The organism is Corynebacterium sp. sy039, from assembly GCF_007904105.1.
Classification (GTDB): Bacteria; Actinomycetota; Actinomycetes; order Mycobacteriales; family Mycobacteriaceae; genus Corynebacterium.
Genome location: NZ_CP042325.1, coordinates 1,121,390 through 1,146,000, shown reverse-complemented (window position 1 = coordinate 1,146,000; position 24,611 = coordinate 1,121,390). Strand labels below are relative to the sequence as shown.

The following is a 24,611-nucleotide window of genomic DNA, read 5'->3' as shown; positions in this document are numbered from 1 at the left end:
TGCTCTAATCAAGTGTCCACGGTTTTTCGCATCCTATTGCTTCAGCGATAGAACCAAAACCGTATGCTCGCAATTGCTGGGCAATACCGAGATGAATGTCCCTAATCCAATCAGGACCACCATAAATAAGTGGGGTATATCCTTGGAGCAGCGTTGCACCTGCAGCAATTCGTTCCCATGCTTGTTGAGGAGTGCTGATACCGCCAACAGAAATTAGTACCAATTGATTGCCAACCCGCTGATAGAGTCGTTTGAGCACTGCTAAAGAACGTTGAGCCACTGGTGCGCCAGAAATACCACCAGCACCTAACTCAGCTATTTTTTTAGCTGGTGTTGCTAAGCCATCACGCGAAATAGTGGTATTGGTGGCAACAATTCCAGCAAGTTTCAGTTCAAGTGCTAAATCTGCTACTGCATCAATATCTTCATCACTAAGATCTGGGGCAATTTTAACCAGTACCGGAGTTGTGGTTGCTGCTTGCACTGCAGAAAGAATTGGTTTTAGGGACTGTACTGCTTGTAAATCTCTTAAACCAGGAGTATTAGGAGAAGAAACATTAACCACAAGATAGTCGGCAAGATCACCTAGTAATGAAGCAGAACGACGATAATCAGCTTCCGCTTCTTCTAAAGGAACAATTTTAGTTTTGCCGATATTAATGCCAATGAGGTCATCGAATTTTCGCCGACGCAGATTATTAGCTACTTCGGCAGCGCCTGGGTTATTGAACCCCATGCGATTGAGCAAGGCTTTGTCGGCGGGCAATCGAAAAAGCCGTGGGGTAGGGTTGCCTGGCTGTGGCGACGCTGTGACTGTGCCTAGTTCTGCATATCCAAAACCTACTGCAGCCCACACATCGGGGCAGTGTGCTTCTTTATCAAAACCAGCAGCTAAACCTAGTGGTCGAGGGAAAGTTTTACCGAAAACTTCCTGCTCTAAGATAGGGTCGGTGACCGCAAGATTTTTTGCCAAAATACGATTAACTGGGCTGAGAAATTGGAGAACATCGAGTCCACTATTGATCAGACTATGAGTTTGTTCTGCGGGAATTCTAAACAGAACCTTCAGTAGCGCATTATAGAGCTGTGTTCGTATTGGATGAGTTGTCATGGGAACCTTCTACTAATTTTTTTTGTGGGGAAATAAACTCTAACGCAACATCAGCGGTAGAAGCGAAAACCAGTCTGCCATCCGATAAGACTGCCATATTTCTTACATCCGCTATGGTTCCAAAAGATTGTTTTTGGATTAAATCACCAGAGCTTGGATCATAACTGAATGCTTTATTGTGAGCACCAGCATGAACCCATGCTGTGTTTGTATTTTTGTCCCAAGCAACTGCCCAAGGAGCATCATAGACACCAATGGTTTTTTGCAATCGGATGACGTCGTCAGCGAAATATAAGGCCAACTGGTTGCCAACATTATCAGAGGCTAACAGCAAACCATCTTCTGCGGGCTTAATGCTGCCTACACCTTTGCCAACTCGCAACATCGCACCTGCTTTTTTATTTTTCCAATCTAAATCTTGGATAATGGAATACTGACGATTAATACGCACAAAGGCATCGCTTTTTTGCTTATCCTTTTGCTTTTCGTCCTTATTTTTAGTGTCAATCGGAACGCTGATGAGTTCGTCGGTAGGATAAGAAACAGGAAATTGCGCTATCTTCTTTTTCTGCTGAGCGTCTAATAACACTACTTCAGCAGTGTCTTTTATTCCTGCAGCGATTGTGCCATCACTACTTAGTGCCGCAGTATTGAGTGGTTGCTCACTAGGGATAACATTATCTAGCTGTGGTTTTTGTGCATCGATCAATGCAACGCCAGAAGGACAAGCAAGTACAAAAGTATCCTTTGTCGCTGTTAAATCACCACAGGATTTATCGATTTCTAAAGTAGTAAGATCCGTATCGTCCGGGGCAGGATGAGCGTCGAGAAAAGCATCCGCCTTAGCGACGATCAATTTATCCTGACTGCGTAACGCAAGAATATCGCCAGCCTGTTCCATATCGATAAGTTCAGCATTCTCATCAAAAAGATGCTTAAGAGAGACAACCTGTCCTTCTGGTTCATGCATCACCGCACCATGCGCAGGAGTTGCGTTACCAACGACGGCCTCCTGTGCTTTTTCGCTTTTTTCTGTAATAGCATTAGGCAAGGAACAGCTACTGAGTACGACAGTAGAAATAATGGCAACGCTACCTAAAGCGAGTGCGCATTTCGATGAAGAACCACGTAACATCTTTTTCACACTTCCACACATTACCAGCTTTCACGGTATGCATTTTTGATTGACTTTTCTTTGCTCATAGAAGATAACTGTGGTTTCTTCGCAAGGTAAACGACAAGTGTGTTGCTGCTTTCTAGTTCAGTAACAGGAGAGTAGCCTTAACTTCGTGATTGATATGACTTTTCTTGCACAGACGGAAAATACACCTGGTATGTCGTGGGTTCAGACGATTGTATTATCCATTGTTCAAGGTTTAACTGAGTTCTTGCCAATTAGTTCCTCGGGTCATTTGCGTATTATCTCAGAGCTTTTGTGGGGGCAAGATGCAGGTGCATCCTTTACCGCGGTAGTACAACTAGGAACGGAAGCAGCAGTATTAGTGTATTTCGCCAAAGATATCTGGCGTATTTTTGTAGCGTGGTGTCAGGGGCTTGTGAATAGAACAAAGCGCGGTTTCGACTATGCGATGGGCTGGATGGTAATTTTTGGTACCATCCCGGTGGCAGTTGTTGGTTTTCTTGCTAAAGATCTTATTCGAGATAATTTGCGTAACTTATGGATTACTGCCACAGTGCTCATTGCTTTTTCCTTTGTCTTTATCCTTGCGGAAAAAAAGGGAACAAAGCACAGAAGTTTTGAGCGCTTAACTATGAAAGATGCGCTTATTATGGGCTGCGCACAGTGTTTGGCTCTTATTCCAGGAGTGTCTCGTTCTGGTGGCACCATCTCTGCTGGTCTTTTCCTTGGATTAGAGCGTGAGGTAGCCGCTCGGTTTAGTTTCTTGTTAGCGATTCCAGCGGTGTTAGCGTCGGGATTATTTTCTTTAGGTGATGCGTTTAATCCAGAAGCAGGGCAGGCAGCTTCAGGTATGCAATTACTTGTTGGGACCGTAATTGCCTTTATCCTTGGCTACGTCTCTATTGCCTGGTTATTAAAGTTTGTATCGCATCATTCATTTAATTGGTTCGCTGCATACCGTATTCCAGTGGGCATTATTGTCATGATTTTGCTTGGTACAGGAATAATGACTGCGTAGTAACTGGGCTTAGCTCAAAAATATCCCATAAAGTGAAAGGCGAAGATCATAAATGTATTCCTGGCGTTATCCGACTATTCCCGCCATTGACGGCAATCCAATTCCACTGAGTTTGTATGACACTGCAGATGAAATTATCAAACCAGTGTTGGTTAAGGATCAACCGGTAGGGATGTATGTGTGTGGTATTACCCCTTATGATTCCACTCATCTTGGTCATGCTGCTACGTATGTTACATTCGATCTTATTTATCGCCAGTTACTAGATAATGGGCACAAAGTACATTATGTGCAAAATGTTACTGATATTGATGATCCACTCTTTGAGCGGGCACAACGCGATGGCGTGGATTGGAAAGAGCTTGGCAGCGATCAGATTGAATTATTCCGGTCAGATATGACTGCATTATTAATTCTTCCCCCTCAGGATTACGTCGGAGCTATGGAATCTATCGACGAGGTTATTGCTATGGTGCAAACACTTCTCGATAAGGGTGCTGCGTATATTGTTGATGATCAGCGTTATCCCGACGTCTATGCCAGCATTGCCGCGACCAAAAATTTTGGGTATGAATCGCATTATTCCCGTGAACAAATGGATACTTTTTTTGCTGAACGCGGAGGTGATCCACAGCGCTTAGGGAAACGCGATAGTCTTGATGCTCTCTTATGGCGAGCACATCGTGAAGGTGAGCCTTTCTGGGATGCTCCTTTTGGTAAAGGCAGACCGGGATGGCATATCGAGTGCTCAGCAATTGCTACAACTCGCCTTGGTGCCAGCTTTGCCATACAAGGCGGTGGCAGTGATCTTATTTTCCCACACCATGAGTTTTCTGCTGCTCATGCAGAGGCAAGCTGTGGTAGTTCTCGTATGGCTGAGCATTATGTCCATACCGGCATGATTGGTCTTGATGGCACAAAAATGAGTAAGTCTTTAGGGAATCTTGTTTTTGTCTCTGCGCTACGTAATCAAGGTTATGCTCCCTCAGCTATTAGACTAGGGATTTATGCTGGTCATTATCGTCAGGATCGAGATTGGTCTACCACAGTACTAGAGACTGCTCAACAGCGATTAACTTTGTGGTCACGTGCTGCTAAGTATGAATACGATTTTGAGCGTGCTACCCGTATCGTGCAGAAAATCAGAACGGCGTTAGCACATGATCTTGATACCCCCACAGCCTTAGCACATAGTGATCAGTGGGCTCAGGAGGTTCTTAATAGTGCTGCCGCTCAAGGGGAACCTGTAAAGACAGAGGCAGGTGCTTTCGTGGCTGATGCGTTTAATGCACTACTTGGAGTAGTGCTTGATCACTAGGTGGGATATGATCCAGATGAAGGTAAAAGCATCGTACCCCTCAAAGATGGATAGATTATGAGCCCTCTATTATCAGATACTTTCCAACCACGTATTGATGAGTTTATTGAGTTTTTATCAGACTTTGGATCAGGAACCTATGTACGCGATGCGGAGGTGCCAACGTGGTCGCAACCTTTTGATGTTTCCGCATTGCCAGAATTAAAAGCCCTCATTGAGCGTTATGTATTGAGTTTGGATCATCACTGCGAGACAGATGAATCTTTGACGCAGCATATTAGTGAGTTCTATCAGCAATTAATGCTTTTTAATGAGCGACGTTGCCCTGAGGCTCCTATTGTAGAAGACGAAGAAATTGCTGATCTTGAAGTAATTATCCATGATGCTCTTCGTCATCTTGGTGTTTCTTCAGAGCGTATTAGTGCGATTCCTTCCTGGGAGGATCTGGCAATGAGACACGATAGCTTCGATGAAGTCGATGGGGAAGACTGAAATTATATATTCATTTTTAGACTGTTGGTTTAATGCACGTGCACAAACATACTAAGCTGTCTATTTGATGGATATTTCAGCACTAGAACTAAAATCAGATTTTCTCGATGCCCTACATGAGCGCGTTCTTATCGGTGATGGCGCTATGGGAACGCAATTACAAAGATTTGATCTCGACGTTGAACAAGATTTTCTTGGCTTAGAAGGATGCAATGAGATTCTCAATGACACGCGTCCCGACGTCGTGAGTTCTATTCACCGTGCCTATTTTGATGCTGGTGCAGATCTTGTTGAAACAAATACTTTTGGCTGTAATCTCCCCAATCTTGCTGATTATGACATAGCTGATAGATGTCGTGAATTAGCATATAAGGGAGTAAAAATTGCCCGCGAGGTAGCGGATGATTTAGGGCCTGGACGTGCGGGAATGCGTCGTTGGGTGGTTGGTTCTCTAGGACCGGGAACAAAACTTCCTTCTCTAGGACATATTTCCTATGCGGAGATTAAGCAGTACTATGCGCAAGCTGCATTAGGAATGGTAGAAGCAGGTGCTGATGCCATTTTAGTAGAAACGGCTCAAGACTTATTGCAAGTAAAAGCTGCGGTACATGGTTGTCGTGAAGCGTTTTTTGAGTTGGGTCTGCGGCTGCCCATTATCTGCCATGTCACAGTAGAAACCACTGGAACGATGCTACTGGGATCGGAAATTGGTGCTGCATTAACTTCATTGGAACATATCGGAATTGATATGATCGGGCTTAACTGTGCCACTGGTCCTGATGAAATGAATGAGCATCTGCGTTATCTATCTCGGCATGCTCAGATTCCTATTTCGGTGATGCCTAATGCTGGTCTGCCTATTCTTGGTAAGAATGGAGCTGAGTACCCATTATCTGCTGCTGATTTAGCTCAGGCATTGCGTGGGTTTGTGCTCGATTATGGTCTTTCCATGGTTGGCGGATGCTGCGGGACTACTCCGGAGCATATTAGTGCTGTACGAGACGCAATTGTGGGTAGTGCAGATGTAGCTGGAGTGGAAAAAATGCAGCGCGAAGTATCGGCTGATGATGCTGTATCTTCGCTCTATACCAGTGTAAACCTTACTCAAGATACTGGTATTACCATGATTGGTGAGCGCACTAATGCTAATGGCTCTAAGGCCTTTCGCGAAGCAATGCTTGCTGGGCAGTGGGAAACGTGTGTTGATATTGCAAAGCAGCAAACCAGAGATGGCGCGCATATGTTAGATCTTTGCGTGGATTATGTTGGGCGGGATGGACGCGCAGATATGGCGCAATTAGCGTCTTTACTGGCGACGAGTTCTACATTGCCAATCATGCTTGACTCTACGGAACCTGAGGTGATTCGCACTGGGCTTGAACACCTTGGTGGACGGTGTGCTGTTAATTCGGTGAATTTTGAGGATGGTGCTGGTCCGGACTCACGATATCAACGCATTATGCGGTTAGTGAAAGAACATGGGGCAGCGGTTGTTGCACTGACTATTGATGAACAAGGACAGGCACGTACTGCGGAGAAAAAAGTAGAAATTGCTCAGCGTCTAATCCACGATATCACGCATACCTGGGGATTAGCCCAGTCAGATATCATCGTCGATACGCTCACTTTCCCTATTTCTACTGGTCAAGAAGAAACACGGCGTGATGGTATTGAAACTATTAACGCTATTCGAGAGATAAAGAAACGCTATCCTCGCGTACATACCACTCTTGGGTTATCAAATATATCTTTTGGGCTTAATCCTGCTGCGCGTCAGGTGCTTAATTCTGTTTTTCTTCATGAGTGTATTCAAGCTGGTCTTGATTCTGCGATTGCACATAGTTCTAAAATTTTGCCAATGAATCGCATTGATGCACGTCAACGCGAAGTAGCTCTGGATATGATCTATGATCGTCGTCGTGAGGGATATGATCCCTTGCAAACGTTTATGGAACTATTCGAGGGAGTTTCAGCTGCTTCAGCTAAAGATGCCCGTGCAGAAGCGTTAGCTGCCATGCCATTGTTTGAGCGCATTGCACAGCGCGTTATCGACGGGGAAAAAAATGGGCTGGAAGCGGATTTAGATGCAGCAATGCAAGAAAAAAGTCCGCTCGATATTGTCAATGAAGATCTTTTGGCTGGCATGAAAACTGTTGGTGAGCTATTTGGTTCTGGACAAATGCAATTGCCTTTTGTGCTGCAATCAGCGGAAACGATGAAAAAAGCTGTGGCCTATTTAGAACAATTCATGCACGCACAGGATAATTCTGGTTCTAAGGGGACAATTGTCATTGCGACTGTCAAAGGCGATGTCCATGACATCGGAAAAAACCTAGTCGATATTATTTTGTCCAATAATGGTTTTAACGTAGTCAACATTGGTATTAAGCAACCAATTGGCAATATCTTGGCAGCAGCGCAAGAGCATAAAGCTGACGCCATTGGTATGTCAGGTCTTTTAGTGAAATCCACTGTGATTATGAAAGAAAACTTACAGGAGATGAATGACACCGGTAACGCTGGTTATCCGGTGATTCTTGGTGGGGCAGCGCTAACGCGTGCTTATGTCGAAGATGATTTGACACAGGTTTATGAGGGCGATGTTTTCTATGCAAAAGATGCTTTTGAGTCATTGCGCTTGATGAATGAGTTTATGGCACGCGCTCGTGGTGAAGTTTCGAGCCTGCATGATGAACAAGCTGTATTAGCTGCAAAAGAAAAACAAGAGCGTAATAGGCAACGTCGTGCGCGAGCTAAGGAAATTGCTGCTGCACGCAAAGCAGAGCAAGAACCCATCGTGGTACCTCAGCGAAGTGCTGTTGCTTATGATACTGAGCTAGCGACACCGCCTTTTTGGGGAACGAGAATCGTGAAAGGCATAGCGCTATCTGAGTTCTTACCTCTTGTTGATGAGCGTGCGTTATTCATGGGACGTTGGGGGCTTAAAACAAGTCGTGGCGGCAATAGATTAAGCTATGAACAATTAGTAGAAACTGATGGACGTCCACGCTTACGCTACTGGATTGATCGACTCAAAGCTGAAGGTATTTTAGATCATGCGGCTGTGGTGTATGGATATTTTCCAGCTGTTTCTGAAGGCGATGAGGTTATCATTTTAGAAGAACCAACCCCTAGTGCTAAAGAAATTGCCCGTTTTACTTTCCCACGTCAGCAGCGAGGAAAATTTTTATGTATTGCGGATTTCATTCGCAGTAAAGAACTAGCGCAGGAAACCAATAGTGTCGACGTTTTTCCCATGCAACTAGTGACGATGGGCAATCCTATTGCAGAGTTTGCTAATGAGCTTTTTAGCGCAGATAACTACCGTGATTATCTTGAAGTGCATGGCGTCGGAGTGCAATTGACTGAAGCGTTGGCTGAGTATTGGCATGCTAGAGTGCGTAGTGAATTGCGTTTTTCTGATGGTCGTTATGCTGCCGACGAAGACGCTAGAGATTTGGAGCGCTTTTTCGATCTTGACTATCGCGGAGCAAGATATTCCTTTGGCTATGGCTCCTGTCCTAATTTAGAAGATCGTCGTACATTGGTGACATTGCTTGATGCACAACGCATAGGTGTGGAACTCTCAGAGGAATTGCAGTTGCATCCTGAACAATCGACGGATGCCTTTGTGCTGTATCACCCTGAAGCAAAATACTTTAATGTGTGATGTGTGTGATACCCAGTGAGTGCTATTGACTGGGTATGTACTGTATGTGCCTGTATGCGGTGAGCTTTTGATACACTAATGATCATGCTCAAAGCGATTATGTGGGATATGGATGGCACACTCATTGACTCAGAGTATTTGTGGGAACAAGCATTAATTGAGCTAAGCGAGAATAAAGGTAAACGCATAACTTCAGATCATCTTCGACAAACTCGGGGCGGGAATGTTAATTTCAGTTTCGATGTTATTTCTCGCTATATCGGTTTAGATCCAGAGACTATTGATCGTCAACAATGGCGCGAGGAACTGTATGCGCAGGTCATTGCATTGATGAATGAGCATCTTGAGATTCGTCCTGGTGTAACTGAGCTACTCAAAGATCTACGTAGCGCAGGGATTCCTATGGCATTAGTTACTAATACTGAGCGTGCTGTAGCAACAACAGCAATGCAAATTCTTGGTGATGAGTATTTCGATTTCGTTATCTGTGGTGATGAAGTAGAATCTCCCAAGCCTGCACCCGATATTTATCTTAAGGCTGCTGAACTACTGGGATTTGCTGTGGAAGAGTGTCTCATTTTTGAGGATTCTTTTACAGGAATGACGGCAGCTATAGAGTCAGGTGCTCATGTTATTGGGTTGCCGGAACACTGTGATGATCCACTCCCACAAGGGGTGTATCCCATGCGTGAACTATGCGGTTCCATTAGCTTTGAGTCAGTGGATGCTGCTCTGGTGCAACAGTGGTTTGCTCGCATCAGCCTAAATTCAGTGCTGTGATTTTTTCGCAGCTACAGACTCTGCACCTTATGTGCGATAATACACAGTGTGAAAAACCTCGAGACTTTATTTAATGAATTAGAGCAACGCGCACAGCAACGACCTGAAGGATCTGCTACTGTGGCAGCTCTTGATGCTGGTGTTCATACTTTAGGGAAAAAAATAATTGAAGAAGCAGGTGAAGTATGGCTAGCTGCGGAATATCAGTCTGATGAGGAATTAGCAGAAGAAATTTCTCAGCTTATGTACTGGACCGAAGTCATGATGATTAAACGTGGCTTAACACTAGAAGATGTGTATAAGTATCTTTAACTTTTCACTCTGAACATATGTATAGGCAGTAAAAAAATTAAGGTGAATCCATGCTTAAAATCGCTATTCCTAATAAGGGGTCTTTATCAGAGGCGGCAGTAGAAATACTTGCAGAAGCAGGGTATGCGCGCAGAATGGAAGCGAAACAGCTCAGTGTTCGAGATCAAGTCAATAACGTTGAGTTCTTCTTTCTACGCCCTAAAGATATTGCAATTTATGTTGCTGGGGGGCAACTCGACCTAGGAATCACAGGTCGAGATTTAGCAGCCGATTCCCGTGCGCACACAACTGAAATTATGCAGCTCGGTTTTGGTGCATCAACATTTCGATATGCAACTACAGCAGGTAGTCAGTGGAACATTTCTGATCTTCAGGGAAAACGCATCGCGACGTCCTATCCACATTTGGTTAAAGCTGATTTAGAGAAACGGGGCATTAGCGCTGACGTCATTCGCTTAGATGGTGCTGTCGAGATCTCGATTCGCCTTGGCGTTGCTGATGCTATTGCTGATGTGGTTTCTACTGGTCGGACGCTACGCAAACAAGGTTTAGAACCTTTTGGTGACGTCATTTGTGAGTCTGAGGCCGTAGTAATTGGGCGCCAGGGAATAGCGATTAGCGACGAACATCGTATTTTCTTAAGGCGCTTAGAAGGTATTTTGCATGCGCAAAACTATCTCATGCTCGATTACAACATTTCTCGTGATGTACTAGAGAAAGCAAGAGAAATCACTCCAGGATTGTCTGGGCCAACGGTGTCGCCTTTAGCCCGAGAAAACTGGATTGCAGTTCGTGCTCTAGTACCACGTAAACAAGCAAATACTGTTATGGATGCCTTATCTGCATTGGGTGCAGAGGCTATCTTGGCTTCTGAGATAAGGATTGCGCGCATTTAATTTCTCTGTGCTACCCCTTGAATGGGGTAGCATTATTGTTTATTTATCAGAAAAGATTTTTCTGAGTTTCATTCGTTCTATAGAACGTGCTGGTACAGTTAAAAACGCTTTCATTCCTATAGATTTGCAGGTAAAAGAGACAGCTGCACGCCTACCCCTCATCACTAAATCGGTCTACGCTTGGTTATTGGAGCTATTTTTCAACCCCGTAACATAAGGAAGATGACGCATAGTAATGCCCAAAGCAACTAAAACTACTCAGTCTGAAAAAGCAGAAAAGTCTTCAGCACCAGTGGCAGAAGAAAAATCTACGAAAGCAACCAAGAAAGCACCTGCTGCTCGCAAGGGGTATCGCTTAGAAGAAGATCTTTTGGGCGTTATGGAAGTACCCGATGATGTGTACTACGGTATTCATACCATGCGAGCGATTGATAATTTTCAGATTTCTCGCACTACTATCAACCATGTTCCAGAATTTATTCGCGGTATGGTACGAGTTAAAAAAGCAGCAGCATTGGCTAATCGTCGACTTCATACCTTACCTGCGCAAAAGTGCGATGCAATTGTATGGGCCTGTGATGAAATCCTGGAAAAGGGACGTTGCATGGATCAATTCCCTGTGGATGTTTTCCAAGGAGGTGCCGGTACTAGCGTTAACATGAATACCAACGAGGTTATTGCTAATTTAGCACTCGAGCATCTTGGACATCCCAAAGGTTCCTATGACATCATCAATCCCAATGATGATGTGAATATGAGCCAATCCACTAATGACGCATATCCAACTGGGTTCCGCCTTGGTGTATATGACTGTATGAATAAACTCATTAGTCAAATTGATGAACTCCAAAGTGCGTTCTTAAATAAATCAACAGAGTTTGTGGATATCCTCAAGATGGGTCGCACTCAACTTCAAGATGCGGTTCCTATGACTCTCGGTGAAGAATTCCTGGCCTTTGCACACAACCTTGCAGAAGAGCAATCTATCCTACGCAGTGCAGCTGATCGACTATTAGAAATCAATCTTGGTGCAACTGCAATTGGCACCGGTCTCAATACACCAGCTGGTTATCGTCACCAAGTTACTGCCTCGCTATCTGAGGTAACTGGTTATGAGATGAAGTCTGCTCGTGACCTTATCGAAGCAACCAGTGATACTGGGGCATATGTGTTAGCTCATTCTGCTGTCAAGCGTGCAGCTATGAAGCTATCGAAAATTTGTAATGACTTGCGTTTGCTTTCCTCTGGTCCTACTGCAGGTTTACATGAGATTAACTTACCAGCACGCCAGGCAGGTTCGTCGATTATGCCAGCTAAAGTTAATCCGGTGATACCTGAGGTTGTTAATCAAGTATGCTTTAAGGTATTTGGTAATGACCTCACAGTTACCATGGCAGCAGAAGCAGGGCAGTTGCAGCTTAATGTTATGGAGCCTGTCATTGGTGAGGCACTATTCCAGTCGATTCGTATTCTTGGTAACGCAGCAGATGTTTTGCGTGAGAAATGCGTCGTAGGCATTACTGCAAATGCAGATGTGTGCCGTGCGTATGTGGATAACTCCATTGGAATTGTTACCTATCTTAATCCTTTCATTGGCCACCATAATGGCGACATGATTGGTAAAGAAGCTGCGGCTACCGGGAAGAGCGTTCGGGAGTTGGTGCTTGAAAAAGGACTCATGGATGAAGAAACCCTCAATCAGGTACTTTCTCCTGAGAACCTCATGCACCCTATGTTCCGAGGCAAACTATATCTAGACAATTGATAATGAGTGCATCGTAGATTAAGTGTCTTTAGTATTATCAAAGCTAAAGGCACTTTTTATATGTTGTATTCTCTCATTCCTATTCCCGCCTAGTTCCCATTAAAATAAAACGATGGTTTCACTGATGAAAGGAAACATATGCTCACTGATGTTGAGATTGCACAGCAGCATCAACTAGAAGCAATCACAGACATAGCCGTGCGTGCTGGTATCAATCAGGATGAATTAATCCCTTATGGTACGACGAAAGCTAAGGTAGATGCAGCTGCTATCGCTAAGCGTTGTGGTCAGGGACAAGAGCAAAAGGCAAAATTAGTTCTTGTTACAGGAATGTCGCCTACGCCAGCTGGTGAGGGAAAATCCACAGTACTCATTGGTTTGGCTGATGCGCTAAAAGAACGTGGACATCGATCTATCGTTGCTATCCGCGAACCCTCTTTAGGGCCTGTAATGGGAATTAAAGGCGGGGCAGCAGGGGGTGGATATGCTCAGATTGTGCCAATGGAAGATATCAACTTGCACTTTACTGGTGATTTTCACGCTATTACATCTGCTACTAACACTCTTGCAGCATTAATCGATAACCACATTCATCAAGGTAACTCTTGCGGTATTGATCCGCGGAAAATAACGTGGCAGCGTTGCTTGGATGTTAATGATCGTTCTCTGCGTCATGTCGTCACCGGTCTCGGTGGGGCACCACATGGGCTGCCAGCGGAAACAGGATTTACTATTACTGCAGCAAGCGAACTTATGGCAGTGCTTTGTTTGGCAAAAGACAATGATGATTTGCGTGAACGCATTTCACGTATTGTTATTGGGCAAAGTTTCTCTGGAAAAGCAATAACGGTAAAAGACATCAATGCTCAAGGAGCACTATGCGCACTACTTCGCGATGCTATCAACCCTAACCTTGTGCAAACATTAGCAGGTACTCCTGCATTAGTACATGGCGGTCCTTTTGCGAATATCGCTCATGGCTGTAATTCAATTATTGCTACGCAAACAGCACTTTCATTGGGGGATATTGTTCTCACCGAAGCTGGTTTTGGATCGGATTTGGGGGCAGAAAAGTTTTTTGACATTGCCAGTCGTGCTGGCAATTTTGATGTTAACTGTGTTGTTATTGTGGCTACAATACGTTCTATCAAGTACAACGGTGGTATCGACAAAGGTGAGTTAGCCGAACTCGATATCGATGCATTGCGTAGAGGTATTGTCAATGTAGAACGTCACATCAGCAATATCGCCAAGTTTGGTATTAAAGCAATTGTGGCGCTTAATCTGTTTAACAGTGACCATGAAGAAGAAAAACAATGGCTACAGCAATGGGCGGCTGATCGCAAAGTTACAGTAGTTCAGACGCGTGTATGGTCACAAGGAGGAACAGGCGCTTTAGAGCTTGCCGACGCAGTGCTAGAGAATGTGGCTGCCCATGCCAAACCACTCTATGATCCTGCAGCTGGTATTGAGTCGTCAATAGCAACTATCGCTCATGAAATTTATCATGCTCACGACGTAGCATACACTGCACAGGCTCAAAAGGATTTGGCATATATCAAGGAACAAGGTTGGGATACTTTAGCGGTATGTATTTCCAAGAATCAGTATTCCTTTAGCGATAATCCCACGGAACGTGGTGCTGCTTCAGGACATACTCTTCATATTCGTCGCTTGTTGCCACGCCTTGGTGCTGGTTTTATCGTTGCGCTGACCGGTGATGTTATGACGATGCCAGGGTTGCCCAAGAAACCAGCAGCAGAAAACATTGATGTCGTTGACGGAAAAATAACAGGATTATTTTAATCAATCACTATGAGTTGATTCCTGTTGTGTCGCGCTTTCGACAGGTAAACCTGGATATTCAGGAGGGACACCACCGAAAGCGGGACACAGTTTTTGGAAATGGCACCAACCGCAGAGCACTGTTTTATGCGGACGAAAATCTCCGGAGTTAACGTCGGCAAGAATTTTCCCCCATAAGTGCGCTAAATCTTTCTCGAAATACTCTAATTCCTCTTTCGAGGGAGTCAAGAACAGTGAATCATGTACTTTGAGATACATAAGTCGTAGCTGAGTTGGAATAACACCATGTATCCGCCAATAAACTAAAGCATAAAAAAGCATTTGGAACTGTGCAGATTGGGCGTATTGAGGTTTAGGTTTTTTGCCTGTTTTATAGTCAACTACTCGTACTTCGCCAGTAGGGGCAATATCTACCCGATCAATAAACCCACGTACTGGAACTCCATTAGGAAGTTGCGTATCGACATATAGTTCACAGGCATGGGCATCAAATGCTTGTGGGTTCTCCATGTAGAAATACCCTTTAAGCAGCTGGCGCGACTGTACCAAGAAGTCATAGGTTTCCTGTTCAGGTACTAACTCCAACAATTGTGCATCTTTGGTACACATTTTTTCCCAATTAGGTTTGAGCCTTTTTACTACTGCAGGATAGGTGCGTTCTTCTCTATCCCATGAATGCATATCCTCCAAACACGAATGTACTAAATTGCCCATTACCTGCGGAATTGTTTTAGGCTCAGGTAATTTGTCAATCACACGAAAACGATATCTCAATGGACACTGGCGATAATCTATCGCACGAGAGGGGGAGAGAGCAAGAGAGTTATTCATAGCCTCTTCCAGCATAGTCGCTATGCGCCAAAACTGTATGGTGCACCCCCTATGTACAAGTGAAAATTTTTATAGCTAAAGTGATACCCATGAGTACGAAAACATCGATCGAATATGAGCATGCACAAGATTTTTTGGATTTTATCTCTTGTTCGCCTAGCTCCTACCACGCTGCTTCTTGCAGCGCGTTTCTTTTGGAAGCGGCAGGTTTTATTCGACATGAAGAACAACAAGCATGGGATGTAACACCAGGTGGACACTTCATTGTTCGAGGTGGTGCCCTTATGGCATGGTATGTTCCAGATGGCGCAACTGCAGAATCCGGGTTCAGAATCATTGGTGCACATAATGATTCTCCTGGTTTTAAGCTAAAACCCAAAAGCGATTTTACAAGTCATCAGTGGCAGCAAGTCGCAGTGGAAGTATATGGCGGTCCGCTACTAAGTTCCTGGTTTGATCGTGAACTCAAGATAGCAGGAATAATCGGGCTTGCCGACGGCAGCACACAGCTCATTTCCACACAACCATTGCTACGTATCCCGAATTTGGCTATACATCTTGATCGTAGCAATTCGGTAGAAATTGATCGGCAGCAACATACTCAACCAATTTTTGCCGTGTCACAACCACAGAGCAATATCCTCGAAGTAATTGCCAAAGAAGCAAATGTTGCAGCATCTGATATTGTCTCGCATGATCTCATCACCGTCGATGCGCAACCTGGACAAATTTTTGGTACTCAGCAGGATTTCCTTGCAGCGGGAAGACTAGACAATCTTAGCTCTGTTTTTAGTGGTCTTAATGCGCTGATACGTGCGAGTTACGATGCACAGACGAATGATATTTTAGTTTTTGCCGCTTTTGATCATGAAGAAATAGGTAGTGGTTCAGCTACTGGTGCCGCAGGTCCTATTTTGCATGATGTACTCGAGCGTACTGGGTATGCGTTGGGGGCAGACGCAGAACAATTGCATAGAATGTATGCGCGCTCTAGCTGTATTTCTGCAGACGCAGCACACTCGATACATCCAAACTATGCGCACAAGCACGATCCTGCTAACCATCCAATACTTGGTCAAGGGCCGGTATTAAAGACTAATGCTAACCAGCGCTATGCCACTAGTGCCTCCATGCAAGCATTGTGGCATAAGGTTTGTCGCCAGGCAGGATATAGTTCACAGATTTTTGCTGGTAATAATGCAATACCTTGTGGCTCTACCATCGGACCTATTACTGCCACCCGACTTGGTATTCCGACTGTTGATGTTGGTATCCCATTGCTATCAATGCACTCTGCGAGGGAATTAGCTAGTGCACATGATATGTATGTCTTCACTGAAATTCTTTACACATATCTGGTAGGTTAATCGCTCATGGCATATTCTGGTCCTTTTCAAGTAGGAGATCGGGTACAACTGACCGATCCAAAACGCAGGCATTCCACCATCGTTCTTAGTCCTGGTGAAAAATTCCATACGCATCGTGGTGCCATTCATCACGATGAGATTATCGGTGCCCATGAAGGAACCGTCGTAAAGTCTGATTTGGGAACGGAATTTCTTTGTTTTCGTCACCTCATGGTTGATCACGTGCTATCCATGCCACGCGGGGCAGCTGTTATTTATCCAAAAGATTCTGCACAAATTCTCGTCGAAGGCGATATTTTTCCAGGCGCTCGGGTACTAGAAGCAGGCGCAGGATCTGGGGCGCTAACTATGGCTCTTCTGCGTGCAGTAGGTAGCGAAGGAAGCGTTATTTCTTATGAAGTACGCGAAGATCATCTTGAATTCGCACAAGCTAATGTTGACGAGTTCTTTGGCGGACGACCAAGTAATTGGTTTCCTCACTTACAGGATGTGCGAGAAGCCACTGTAGCAGATATCGGCGGACACGTTGATCGTATCATTCTGGATATGCTGGAACCTTGGGAATGTTTGAGCACCGTAAAGGACTTACTGATCCCGGGGGGAGTCTTCCTTACTTACGTGGCAACAGTGCCTCAGCTGATGAAAGTTATGGAGGGTATTCGAGAACAAAAATGCTTTACTGAGCCACGTGCATGGGAATCATTGATTCGCGATTGGCGCGTAGAAGGTCTAGCTACCAGACCAGAACATCGGATGAATGCACACACTGCTTTTTTGGTTATGACAAGGCGCTTAGCTGATGGTGTCACACCACCACGTCCGCAACGTAAGGCACGAAAATAAGCGACAGTCATTGCGCGTATGCGCATCTCATAGCTCAGGTGAGGGAATACTAACTTTCATGCAAAAAGCAGTATGCTAATAAGCATGAGTATTCCCCTCAACTCGCACACCGACAGTACACGTCCTGGTTCGCACAATAGTGATTCTAGCTCTGCAGAATTGCAGCGCACTGTCAATGAACTTGTGCAACGTAACCAAAAGCTAGCACAACTACTCAAGGCTTCACGGGATAAACTCAGTGTGCTCACTGCACAAGTGGAGGAATTAGCTACTCCGCCCTCCACATATGGCACATTCTTAGAACTCTCTCCATCTTCAACGACAACATCTTCCACAACAGCCGAAGTATTTACTGCTGGTCGAAAAATGCGATTAGCTATTTCGCCTTCAGTAGATACATCTGCGTTAGTAGCAGGGGTACAAGTTCGTCTAGGAGAAGCAAACCAGATTGTTGAGGTTTGTGAATTTAGCACTACAGGGGAACTAGCGACGCTCAGCGAAATGGTGGGATATGAGCGTGCTCTTGTAGCGGATAATAATGGTGAAGAAAAAATAGTGCGCCTTGCTGCACCTTTATTAGACGGTATGTGTCGTCGTCCCAGAGCTGGCGATACTCTATTAGTTGATCCTAAAGCAGGCTATGCCTTTGAGATCATTCCGAAAACAGAAGTGGCTAAATTAGCTTTAGAAGAAATACCTGATGTTAGTTATAAGGATATTGGCGGGCTAGCCAAGCAAATTGAGCAAATCCATGACGCAGTGGAACTCCCGTTTACTTATCCAGAGCTCTACCAAGCCTACAATCTACACCCGCCCAAAGGAATTTTGCTCTATGGGCCACCCGGCTGCGGCAAAACACTCATTGCCAAAGCAGTAGCGCATTCCTTATCGCAACGCGTAGGCAACGGAACAAACAGCTATTTCATCAATGTAAAAGGACCTGAATTACTCAATAAATACGTTGGCGAAACCGAAAGACGCATTCGACTCATTTTCGAGCGTGCACGTGAACTCGCCGAAGACGGTCGCCCAGTCATTATCTTCTTTGATGAAATGGAGTCCATTTTCCGCACTCGCGGTTCGGGAGTCAGTTCTGATATGGAAACAACTGTTGTCCCACAGCTACTCACTGAAATTGACGGGGTAGAAGCACTATCAAATGTCATTGTTATTGGTGCTACAAACCGTGAAGAATTAATTGACCCGGCAATTTTGCGACCAGGACGTTTGGACGTGAAGATAAAGGTAGGACGCCCAAGCAAAGAAAACGCCCGAGACATTTTCACTAGACATCTCACAAGCGCTATCCCACTTGCTCACAACGTACCAAGCATTGATTATCTCATTGATAACACCGTCGATAAGCTTTTTAGCGATAATCCTTATGTCGAATTGACTCTGGTCACGGGAGAAAAAGAATTATTGCACTATCGGGATTTTGTATCCGGTGCCATGATCGCCAATATCATTGATCGCGCGAAGAAAAATGCCATTAAGCAGCACATACAAGGCACAGAAAAAGGCATGACTCTACAACATCTTCTTGACGCCGTAGAAACAGAAATGCAAGAAAGTGAGGATCTGCCCAATACGAGCAATCCAGATGAATGGGCTCGTATCATTGGGCGTGGTGGCACTCACATAGTTCATGCGCGAGTAGTAGGGCGATAAGCAATGACTCGTTTCCTTGGAACCGAAACAGAATACGGAATCGTAGCACCGAGTCATGCTGCTTTATCCCCAATAATCACTTCCACGCATCTCGTAGTTGCTTTTGGCATGGCTAAGCGATGCGCCACTGGTGCACGGTGGGACTTTGCTTCTGAGCATCCACTACGAGATACTCGTGGTTTTGATCTACGCAGATACCAGAGCACACCAGTCATTGACCCCAGTGCTATTGGTATGGCAAATGTGGTGCTCACCAATGGCGGCCGATTCTATGTCGATCATGCGCACCCAGAGTATTCCAGCCCCGAGACAACAAATGCTTTCGACGCCATGCTCTACGATTGCGCAGGTGATGTGATTTTATCGAGTGCTTGTGCACAAGTAGCGCATTTTAGTGCACGTAACCATTCCGTCCTCGATAATCATCAGCCATGTCCTGCATTAAAAATCTATAAAAATAATGTGGATGGTAAAGGCGCTAGTTATGGTGCACATGAAAACTATTTTTACCGCAAAGATATTGACTTTGATGCTATTGCCCGAGGGCTCATTCCATTCTTCGTAACGCGCCAAGTAATTATCGGTGCTGGTAGAGTCGGGAAAGGGGTATCTGGGCAGGAGTCTGGATTCCAAATCAGCCAACGAGCTGATTATATTGAACAGGAAATCTCCTTGGAAACCACCCTCAACCGTGGCATTATCAATACTCGCGACGAACCTCACACCACTGCCGATCGTTTTGGTCGCTTGCACGTTATTATTGGCGATGCGAATATGTCTCAAATAGCCATTTTCCTTAAACTCGGCATGACTTCTCTGGTTCTTGACGCTATTGAAGCAGGAGTTGATTTTAGTGACTTGCAGCTCAAAGATGCAGTGGCTGAGGTAAAAAATGTCTCTTATGATCTTGGTCTAAAGCACGCATTAGCACTTGCTGATGGTCGCAGCTTAACTGCATTAGAAATTTTGTGGCACTATCATCAACGAGTAAATCCGCAGACACAGGTTGATAGGAGCGTACATCAATTATGGGCAGAGGTTCTTGAGTTATTAGCCCAAGGACCGCATAAAGCTGCTCATATGTTGGATTGGTGTGCGAAATATAGTTTGCTAGAGTCTTTCGCTCAGCGCGGTGTATCAGTGCACAGTGCAAAAGCACAGCTCATTGACTTGCAATATAGCGATATTGATCCTCAAAAAAGCCTTTATCATGCTTTAGTGCATAAGGGAAGAATGCAACAATTAGTCTCCGCACAAGACATTAGTGCTGCTGCGTGGACCCCGCCACAAGACACCCGTGCTTATTTTCGTGGCACAATGGCAGATACTTTTGGTAGCAGTATCTTGGCAGCAAATTGGGATTCACTTAGTACAAGGTGTGGTAACCAAGATGTGCGTATTTCTTTTCCAGGATTAGCTGATTTTACTGCTCAAAAAACAAAGCACTATTTTGATAGTTTTGGCCAGGATCAGCTCGAACAATTATTACAGGCATTATCGGAAGATATGCCCAATGATGCTCTAGAGTGGTTGTAATTTATAACTGTTGTGAGCGTGTTGTAAGAATTAAGAATGTGAGAAATAAGGAAAGAGAAAAATATGGCTGGGACACAGATTAATCACCACTCTGGTAACTCAGGTGATGCCGACGAAAATGCTGGAGAGCTCAACAACACACAAATATCAATCAACACTACAGGCGTTGATGACTTATTAGATGAAATTGATGGTCTACTCGAGGCTAATGCAGAAGAGTTTGTCCGCTCCTATGTACAAAAAGGTGGAGAATAAGAGTGGATATTTTTACCCGCCGTATCATGGGGCTAGAAACAGAGTATGGTATTACCTGTGTAAGCGATGGTGCACAGCAATTGAGTGCTGATGAAGTGGCTCGGTATATGTTTCGTCCAGTTATTGAGCGGTGGGGAAGTTCTAATATCTATCACCCGAATGCTTCTCGGCTTTATTTGGATGTAGGATCACATCCAGAAATAGCGACAGCAGAATGCGATAGCATCGATCAGCTTATCGCTTATGATCGGGCTGGTGATCTCATCGTCGATGAGCTTGCGCGTGAAACAGAAAAAACTTTAGCACTACAGGGAAAAACTGCACGAGTATTTCTGTTTAAGAATAATCTTGACTCACAAGGTAATAGTTATGGTTGCCACGAAAATTATCTCATCAGTCGTGATGCAGTAATTAAGACATTGGCAAAAAAATTCCTTGGGTTTTTAGTTACTCGCCAACTAATTGCTGGTGCGGGAAGCATTAAAAATGGACAATTTCGCCTTTCACAACGCGCTGATCATGTGTGGGAGGGAATCTCCAGTGCCACGACACGCTCGCGCCCTATCATCAATACTCGCGACGAACCTCATGCGGATTCTTCTCGTTTTCGTCGATTGCACGTCATTGTTGGTGATTCTTCTATGTCTGAAGTCACCACTGCACTCAAGATTGGCACAACGCTATTGGTCTTGGAGATGATTGAGGCAGATTTTGAGCTAGCAGACGTAGAACTTGGAGAATCCATCGCAGTGATTCGTGATATTGCTGCTGATCCTACAGGTAATACCCCTGTTCAACTGGCTGATGGGACTACGTGCAGCGCGCTAGAATTGCAAACACGATATCTACGTGCTGCGCAGCGTTGGCTAAACCATCGTCAAGAATCTTATCCAGGTACCAGTAACGTAGATATGCAGCGCATTGTAGGCTTATGGGAAAAAGTGCTTAATGCAATGAGCAAAGAAGACTATGCTGCTTTAGAAAAAGATGTCGATTGGGCGATTAAATTATCACTATTGCGCAGCTATCAACAACGTTTGGGGCTGGCTCCGCATGATTTTTCACATCCCAAACTTGCCCAAATTGACTTGGCTTATCACGACATTCGACCTGGTAGAGGTCTTTTTAAGTTATTGGAGCATAAAGGAATTGCGCACCGTTGGCTAGAGTCAGAACAGGTCATGTATGCCTATAATCATGCTCCTCAGACAACACGAGCTCATCTTCGTGGGCAGTTTCTTAGCGCTGCTCAAAAATATAATGCAGAGTTTTCAGTGGATTGGTTGCGGTTAAAAGTCAATAGACCAGAACCACAAGTAGTGGAATTAGCAGATCCTTTTGCTAATAGCGACACGCGTGTTGACGACTTGATAGCGTATATGCAGATGCATGATCAACCTGAATCACAGTCATCATGAGCAACTAGGGGAGGAGAGCTACATTGCCAGTAACGCGTTATACCGAAAGAGCCGTGAATCTTGTCTTTGCTTTTCTGAATGCAGAAAAATCAGGTCAATCATATTTGACTACTAAATGGATTATCGATCATGTTGCTGGTTATAGCAAAGATGAACATAATAGACCGCGCTCGCAGAAAACAGCAGAGAAACTCGTCGAGCGTGATAGAAATGTGCTGGTTAAAGTAGGGGTTCCGATTGAAACCATTTCGATTAATTCGCAGGTTGCTTATCGACTGCAGGCAGATGCATATCACTTACCTCATATTGACTTCACCCCGGAAGAAGCTACGGTTCTCGCTCTTGCTGGACAAATCGGAATGGGCGATGAGCTCGCTGCTTTTTCGCGTTCTGGCTGGACAAAAATCGCTGCTACTGGCGTGGAAAGAGATATAAAAGCAAAAGTAGCATTGACTGCCATTAATGATTGGAGCTCTTTGTCAGCACAATCACTCGACGTCATCCTATCTGCTGTGCAGGATCATGGTCGGTTGTCTTTTCTCTATACATCTTCTCATGCTTATGAGCCGCAAGAGCGTTGGCTTGATCCTTGGGGGCTGGTCAATATGGGCGATCGACTCTATCTTGTTGGCTTTGATGTAGATAGAGAGGATGTACGGGCTTTTCGTACCAAAAAACTTTCTGAGATCACTACACTGGAAATGAACAAGCAGCATATCAGTGTATATGGCGAGTTTCATCATGCTCCTGAGGGGATAAATCTGCAGGAGATCGTCGAAAAGCAATTGCGTGGCACAAGAAAAATTATTGATGCTACTTGTCGTATTGCACATAATGCTGAAAATGAAATAACGCTGCGCGCACAGAAGAAAGAGAATGATCTTTGTGAGCTTCACGACGTCGATCGCGATTGGTTAGTGCGCACAGCAGCTGCCTTAGCACCAGAGGTTATTGTATGCTCGCCTGCTGATGTCGTCGCTGATGTTCGTGCACTATTACAGTGTGCTCTTGATCCCAGCCAAAAGGGAGAAAACTGTGGCTAAATCGTATAAAAAACTTGAAGACCTTGTGCGGATGCTTAATCTCATTCCATATTTTAAGGCGCATCCGGGAAGATCAGTCATGGAAGCGGCTGCTGATTTGGGTATGCAGAATAAACAGCTACTTGAGGATCTCAATAGTCTTTTTTGTTGCGGTCCAGGTTCTCTTCCTGATGAATTAGTCGATATGGACTCAAGTTTTCGTGCAGTAGAGATCATTAATTCTCAAGGGATGGATCAGCCACTTCGCCTTACTCAGACAGAAGCAGGAGCTTTGCTTTTATCCTTGGAGTATTTGGAGTCAGTTCCTGGCTTAGTCGATGCCTCTGCGGTACGCAGTGCTGCGCATAAGTTACGTCAAGCGATGGGCGATGATGTTTCTGGTGTTTTTGATACAAAGATTGCTACTGATACATCCACTGAGATAGAGAAAACTATGGGGACTATTCAAGAAGCAATGATGGAGCACAAACAAATTATTTTTGATTATCTGCCCGCAGATCAGTCCAAAGAAAAGAAGCAACGAGTAGTAAGTCCTATACGCATCTTTACCCATGACTTGCATTCTTATCTGTGTGCGTGGGAGGACAGCGTAGCTGATACCCGTAATTTTCGACTTGATCGCATTCATCATGTAGAGATAAGCGACGACAAGGCAAAGAATAGTTCAGACTTTAATTTCGACGACAGTGATCCTTTTGGATACGCAGCTGTGGCAACTCAAGCAACACTGATTTTTCATGATCATGCAGTATGGTTGGCAGACACTATCCCTGGTGCTTTTGGAAATTGGGAGCGCTATCAAGGAAAGCAATGCTATGTAGTGCAGGTGCCTATTATTTCGCAACAATGGCTGGTGCAATTTTTGCTGAGCAATGCTAAAGATGTCTATGCAATTGAGCCTAGTAGTTTACTTGACGCGGTTCGTAAACAGGCACATCAAGGCTTAGCAGCATACAATGGCGCATAAGTGCTACAGTCATTAGTGAAGTTAATAAAAATGAAGGCTCAAGTAAAAATCTGAGTTTTACAGAAAGGCTAGTATCGTGGGTTCTCTCGGTGCACCAGAAATTATTATCATTGTTCTTGTTATTGCTTTGCTCTTTGGTGCCAAAAGACTGCCAGATGCAGCACGCTCTTTGGGGCGTTCCATGCGTATCCTCAAATCTGAGGTAAAAGAAATGGGCAAAGACGACGAGCAGCAACCTAAGCAAATCGCTCAACCTGTGGTATCAGATCAACATACATACCAGCCGCAAAATAATCTCACAAATCATAATTCTATTCAGCCACAGCCTCAGCAAAATACTCCTGAGCAATAAGTCATTAATGTGGTACCTC

At 44.6% G+C, this 24,611-nt stretch carries 21 protein-coding genes; 18 read left to right on the top strand and 3 right to left on the bottom strand.

Annotated features, from left to right (window positions below; translation table 11 throughout):
• Positions 1-4: 4 nt before the first annotated feature.
• Together FQV43_RS05175 and FQV43_RS05170 are read right to left on the bottom strand one after the other, a co-directional pair.
• The gene (locus tag FQV43_RS05175; protein ID WP_146339291.1) at positions 5-1,111 is read right to left on the bottom strand and encodes a quinone-dependent dihydroorotate dehydrogenase; all 1,107 of its coding nucleotides are present in this window, start codon (positions 1,109-1,111) and stop codon (positions 5-7) included.
• Positions 1,077-2,255 (bottom strand): hypothetical protein, encoded by a 1,179-nt coding sequence (locus FQV43_RS05170; protein WP_146339289.1) that lies wholly within the window; start codon positions 2,253-2,255, stop codon positions 1,077-1,079. The genes FQV43_RS05175 and FQV43_RS05170 overlap by 35 nt, the downstream gene beginning before the upstream one ends.
• 154 nt (positions 2,256-2,409) lie before the next feature.
• On the opposite strand from FQV43_RS05170, the gene FQV43_RS05165 reads away from it, so the two are divergent.
• The 9 genes from FQV43_RS05165 to FQV43_RS05125 all read left to right on the top strand — a co-directional run bounded on the left by FQV43_RS05165 (position 2,410) and on the right by FQV43_RS05125 (position 14,309).
• Positions 2,410-3,270, top strand: a complete 861-nt coding sequence (locus FQV43_RS05165) for an undecaprenyl-diphosphate phosphatase (RefSeq protein WP_185967156.1) — start codon at positions 2,410-2,412, stop codon at positions 3,268-3,270.
• Between the two features lie 52 nt (positions 3,271-3,322).
• Positions 3,323-4,588, top strand: a complete 1,266-nt coding sequence (mshC, locus tag FQV43_RS05160) for a cysteine--1-D-myo-inosityl 2-amino-2-deoxy-alpha-D-glucopyranoside ligase (protein WP_146339287.1) — start codon at positions 3,323-3,325, stop codon at positions 4,586-4,588.
• 57 nt (positions 4,589-4,645) lie between these two features.
• Entirely contained in the window at positions 4,646-5,080 is a 435-nt protein-coding gene (locus FQV43_RS05155) for a hypothetical protein (protein WP_144272893.1), read from the top strand.
• A gap of 67 nt (positions 5,081-5,147) precedes the next feature.
• Complete coding sequence (gene metH / locus FQV43_RS05150; protein ID WP_146340426.1) at positions 5,148-8,750, top strand: methionine synthase; 3,603 nt, start codon at positions 5,148-5,150, stop codon at positions 8,748-8,750.
• A gap of 78 nt (positions 8,751-8,828) precedes the next feature.
• On the top strand, positions 8,829-9,530 hold the full coding sequence (locus FQV43_RS05145; protein WP_146339285.1) for an HAD family phosphatase: 702 nt from the start codon (positions 8,829-8,831) through the stop codon (positions 9,528-9,530).
• A gap of 48 nt (positions 9,531-9,578) precedes the next feature.
• Positions 9,579-9,842, top strand: a complete 264-nt coding sequence (locus tag FQV43_RS05140) for a phosphoribosyl-ATP diphosphatase (RefSeq protein WP_146339283.1) — start codon at positions 9,579-9,581, stop codon at positions 9,840-9,842.
• 50 nt (positions 9,843-9,892) lie between these two features.
• Positions 9,893-10,738, top strand: a complete 846-nt coding sequence (gene hisG, locus FQV43_RS05135) for an ATP phosphoribosyltransferase (protein ID WP_144272890.1) — start codon at positions 9,893-9,895, stop codon at positions 10,736-10,738.
• A gap of 235 nt (positions 10,739-10,973) precedes the next feature.
• Positions 10,974-12,503 carry an aspartate ammonia-lyase gene (aspA, locus tag FQV43_RS05130; protein WP_144272889.1) on the top strand — a complete coding sequence of 510 codons (1,530 nt, stop codon included), beginning with the start codon at positions 10,974-10,976 and terminating at the stop codon, positions 12,501-12,503.
• A gap of 138 nt (positions 12,504-12,641) precedes the next feature.
• The gene (locus FQV43_RS05125; protein WP_146339281.1) at positions 12,642-14,309 is read left to right on the top strand and encodes a formate--tetrahydrofolate ligase; all 1,668 of its coding nucleotides are present in this window, start codon (positions 12,642-12,644) and stop codon (positions 14,307-14,309) included.
• Here FQV43_RS05125 and FQV43_RS05120 read toward each other — a convergent pair whose 3' ends face one another.
• Entirely contained in the window at positions 14,310-15,140 is an 831-nt protein-coding gene (locus FQV43_RS05120; RefSeq protein WP_146339279.1) for a RecB family exonuclease, read from the bottom strand.
• Between the two features lie 89 nt (positions 15,141-15,229).
• Between FQV43_RS05120 and FQV43_RS05115 the strand changes: the two genes are divergently transcribed.
• The 9 genes from FQV43_RS05115 (at position 15,230) to tatA (ending at position 24,592) form a co-directional block, all read left to right on the top strand.
• On the top strand, positions 15,230-16,507 hold the full coding sequence (locus FQV43_RS05115) for a M18 family aminopeptidase (protein WP_144272886.1): 1,278 nt from the start codon (positions 15,230-15,232) through the stop codon (positions 16,505-16,507).
• Between the two features lie 6 nt (positions 16,508-16,513).
• Positions 16,514-17,350 carry a tRNA (adenine-N1)-methyltransferase gene (locus FQV43_RS05110; RefSeq protein ID WP_144272885.1) on the top strand — a complete coding sequence of 279 codons (837 nt, stop codon included), beginning with the start codon at positions 16,514-16,516 and terminating at the stop codon, positions 17,348-17,350.
• Positions 17,351-17,434: 84 nt separating this feature from the next.
• Entirely contained in the window at positions 17,435-19,021 is a 1,587-nt protein-coding gene (gene arc, locus FQV43_RS05105; RefSeq protein ID WP_146339277.1) for a proteasome ATPase, read from the top strand.
• Positions 19,022-19,024: 3 nt separating this feature from the next.
• Positions 19,025-20,557 carry a depupylase/deamidase Dop gene (dop, locus tag FQV43_RS05100; protein ID WP_146339275.1) on the top strand — a complete coding sequence of 511 codons (1,533 nt, stop codon included), beginning with the start codon at positions 19,025-19,027 and terminating at the stop codon, positions 20,555-20,557.
• A gap of 63 nt (positions 20,558-20,620) precedes the next feature.
• Positions 20,621-20,812 (top strand): ubiquitin-like protein Pup, encoded by a 192-nt coding sequence (locus tag FQV43_RS05095; protein WP_144272882.1) that lies wholly within the window; start codon positions 20,621-20,623, stop codon positions 20,810-20,812.
• A 26-nt stretch (positions 20,813-20,838) separates the two neighbouring features.
• Positions 20,839-22,230, top strand: coding sequence for a Pup--protein ligase (pafA, locus tag FQV43_RS05090; RefSeq protein WP_146340424.1), 1,392 nt, complete (start codon positions 20,839-20,841; stop codon positions 22,228-22,230).
• Between the two features lie 53 nt (positions 22,231-22,283).
• Positions 22,284-23,273: a YafY family protein gene (locus FQV43_RS05085; protein ID WP_144272881.1), complete on the top strand. Its 990-nt coding sequence runs from the start codon at positions 22,284-22,286 to the stop codon at positions 23,271-23,273.
• Positions 23,266-24,240 carry a YafY family protein gene (locus FQV43_RS05080; RefSeq protein WP_168195049.1) on the top strand — a complete coding sequence of 325 codons (975 nt, stop codon included), beginning with the start codon at positions 23,266-23,268 and terminating at the stop codon, positions 24,238-24,240. The genes FQV43_RS05085 and FQV43_RS05080 overlap by 8 nt, the downstream gene beginning before the upstream one ends.
• A gap of 76 nt (positions 24,241-24,316) precedes the next feature.
• Complete coding sequence (gene tatA / locus FQV43_RS05075; RefSeq protein ID WP_144272879.1) at positions 24,317-24,592, top strand: Sec-independent protein translocase subunit TatA; 276 nt, start codon at positions 24,317-24,319, stop codon at positions 24,590-24,592.
• Positions 24,593-24,611: the final 19 nt, after the last annotated feature.

What these genes read in the sequence shown, in the direction of transcription:
- FQV43_RS05175 (WP_146339291.1), bottom strand. Translation starts at nt 1,111, where the DNA reads ATGACAACTCATCCAATACGAACACAGCTCTATAATGCGCTACTGAAG.
- FQV43_RS05165 (WP_185967156.1), top strand. Translation starts at nt 2,410, where the DNA reads ATGACTTTTCTTGCACAGACGGAAAATACACCTGGTATGTCGTGGGTT.
- mshC (WP_146339287.1), top strand. Translation starts at nt 3,323, where the DNA reads ATGTATTCCTGGCGTTATCCGACTATTCCCGCCATTGACGGCAATCCA.
- FQV43_RS05155 (WP_144272893.1), top strand. Translation starts at nt 4,646, where the DNA reads ATGAGCCCTCTATTATCAGATACTTTCCAACCACGTATTGATGAGTTT.
- metH (WP_146340426.1), top strand. Translation starts at nt 5,148, where the DNA reads ATGGATATTTCAGCACTAGAACTAAAATCAGATTTTCTCGATGCCCTA.
- FQV43_RS05145 (WP_146339285.1), top strand. Translation starts at nt 8,829, where the DNA reads ATGATCATGCTCAAAGCGATTATGTGGGATATGGATGGCACACTCATT.
- hisG (WP_144272890.1), top strand. Translation starts at nt 9,893, where the DNA reads ATGCTTAAAATCGCTATTCCTAATAAGGGGTCTTTATCAGAGGCGGCA.
- aspA (WP_144272889.1), top strand. Translation starts at nt 10,974, where the DNA reads ATGCCCAAAGCAACTAAAACTACTCAGTCTGAAAAAGCAGAAAAGTCT.
- FQV43_RS05125 (WP_146339281.1), top strand. Translation starts at nt 12,642, where the DNA reads ATGCTCACTGATGTTGAGATTGCACAGCAGCATCAACTAGAAGCAATC.
- FQV43_RS05120 (WP_146339279.1), bottom strand. Translation starts at nt 15,140, where the DNA reads ATGAATAACTCTCTTGCTCTCTCCCCCTCTCGTGCGATAGATTATCGC.
- FQV43_RS05115 (WP_144272886.1), top strand. Translation starts at nt 15,230, where the DNA reads ATGAGTACGAAAACATCGATCGAATATGAGCATGCACAAGATTTTTTG.
- FQV43_RS05110 (WP_144272885.1), top strand. Translation starts at nt 16,514, where the DNA reads ATGGCATATTCTGGTCCTTTTCAAGTAGGAGATCGGGTACAACTGACC.
- arc (WP_146339277.1), top strand. Translation starts at nt 17,435, where the DNA reads ATGAGTATTCCCCTCAACTCGCACACCGACAGTACACGTCCTGGTTCG.
- dop (WP_146339275.1), top strand. Translation starts at nt 19,025, where the DNA reads ATGACTCGTTTCCTTGGAACCGAAACAGAATACGGAATCGTAGCACCG.
- FQV43_RS05095 (WP_144272882.1), top strand. Translation starts at nt 20,621, where the DNA reads ATGGCTGGGACACAGATTAATCACCACTCTGGTAACTCAGGTGATGCC.
- pafA (WP_146340424.1), top strand. Translation starts at nt 20,839, where the DNA reads ATGGGGCTAGAAACAGAGTATGGTATTACCTGTGTAAGCGATGGTGCA.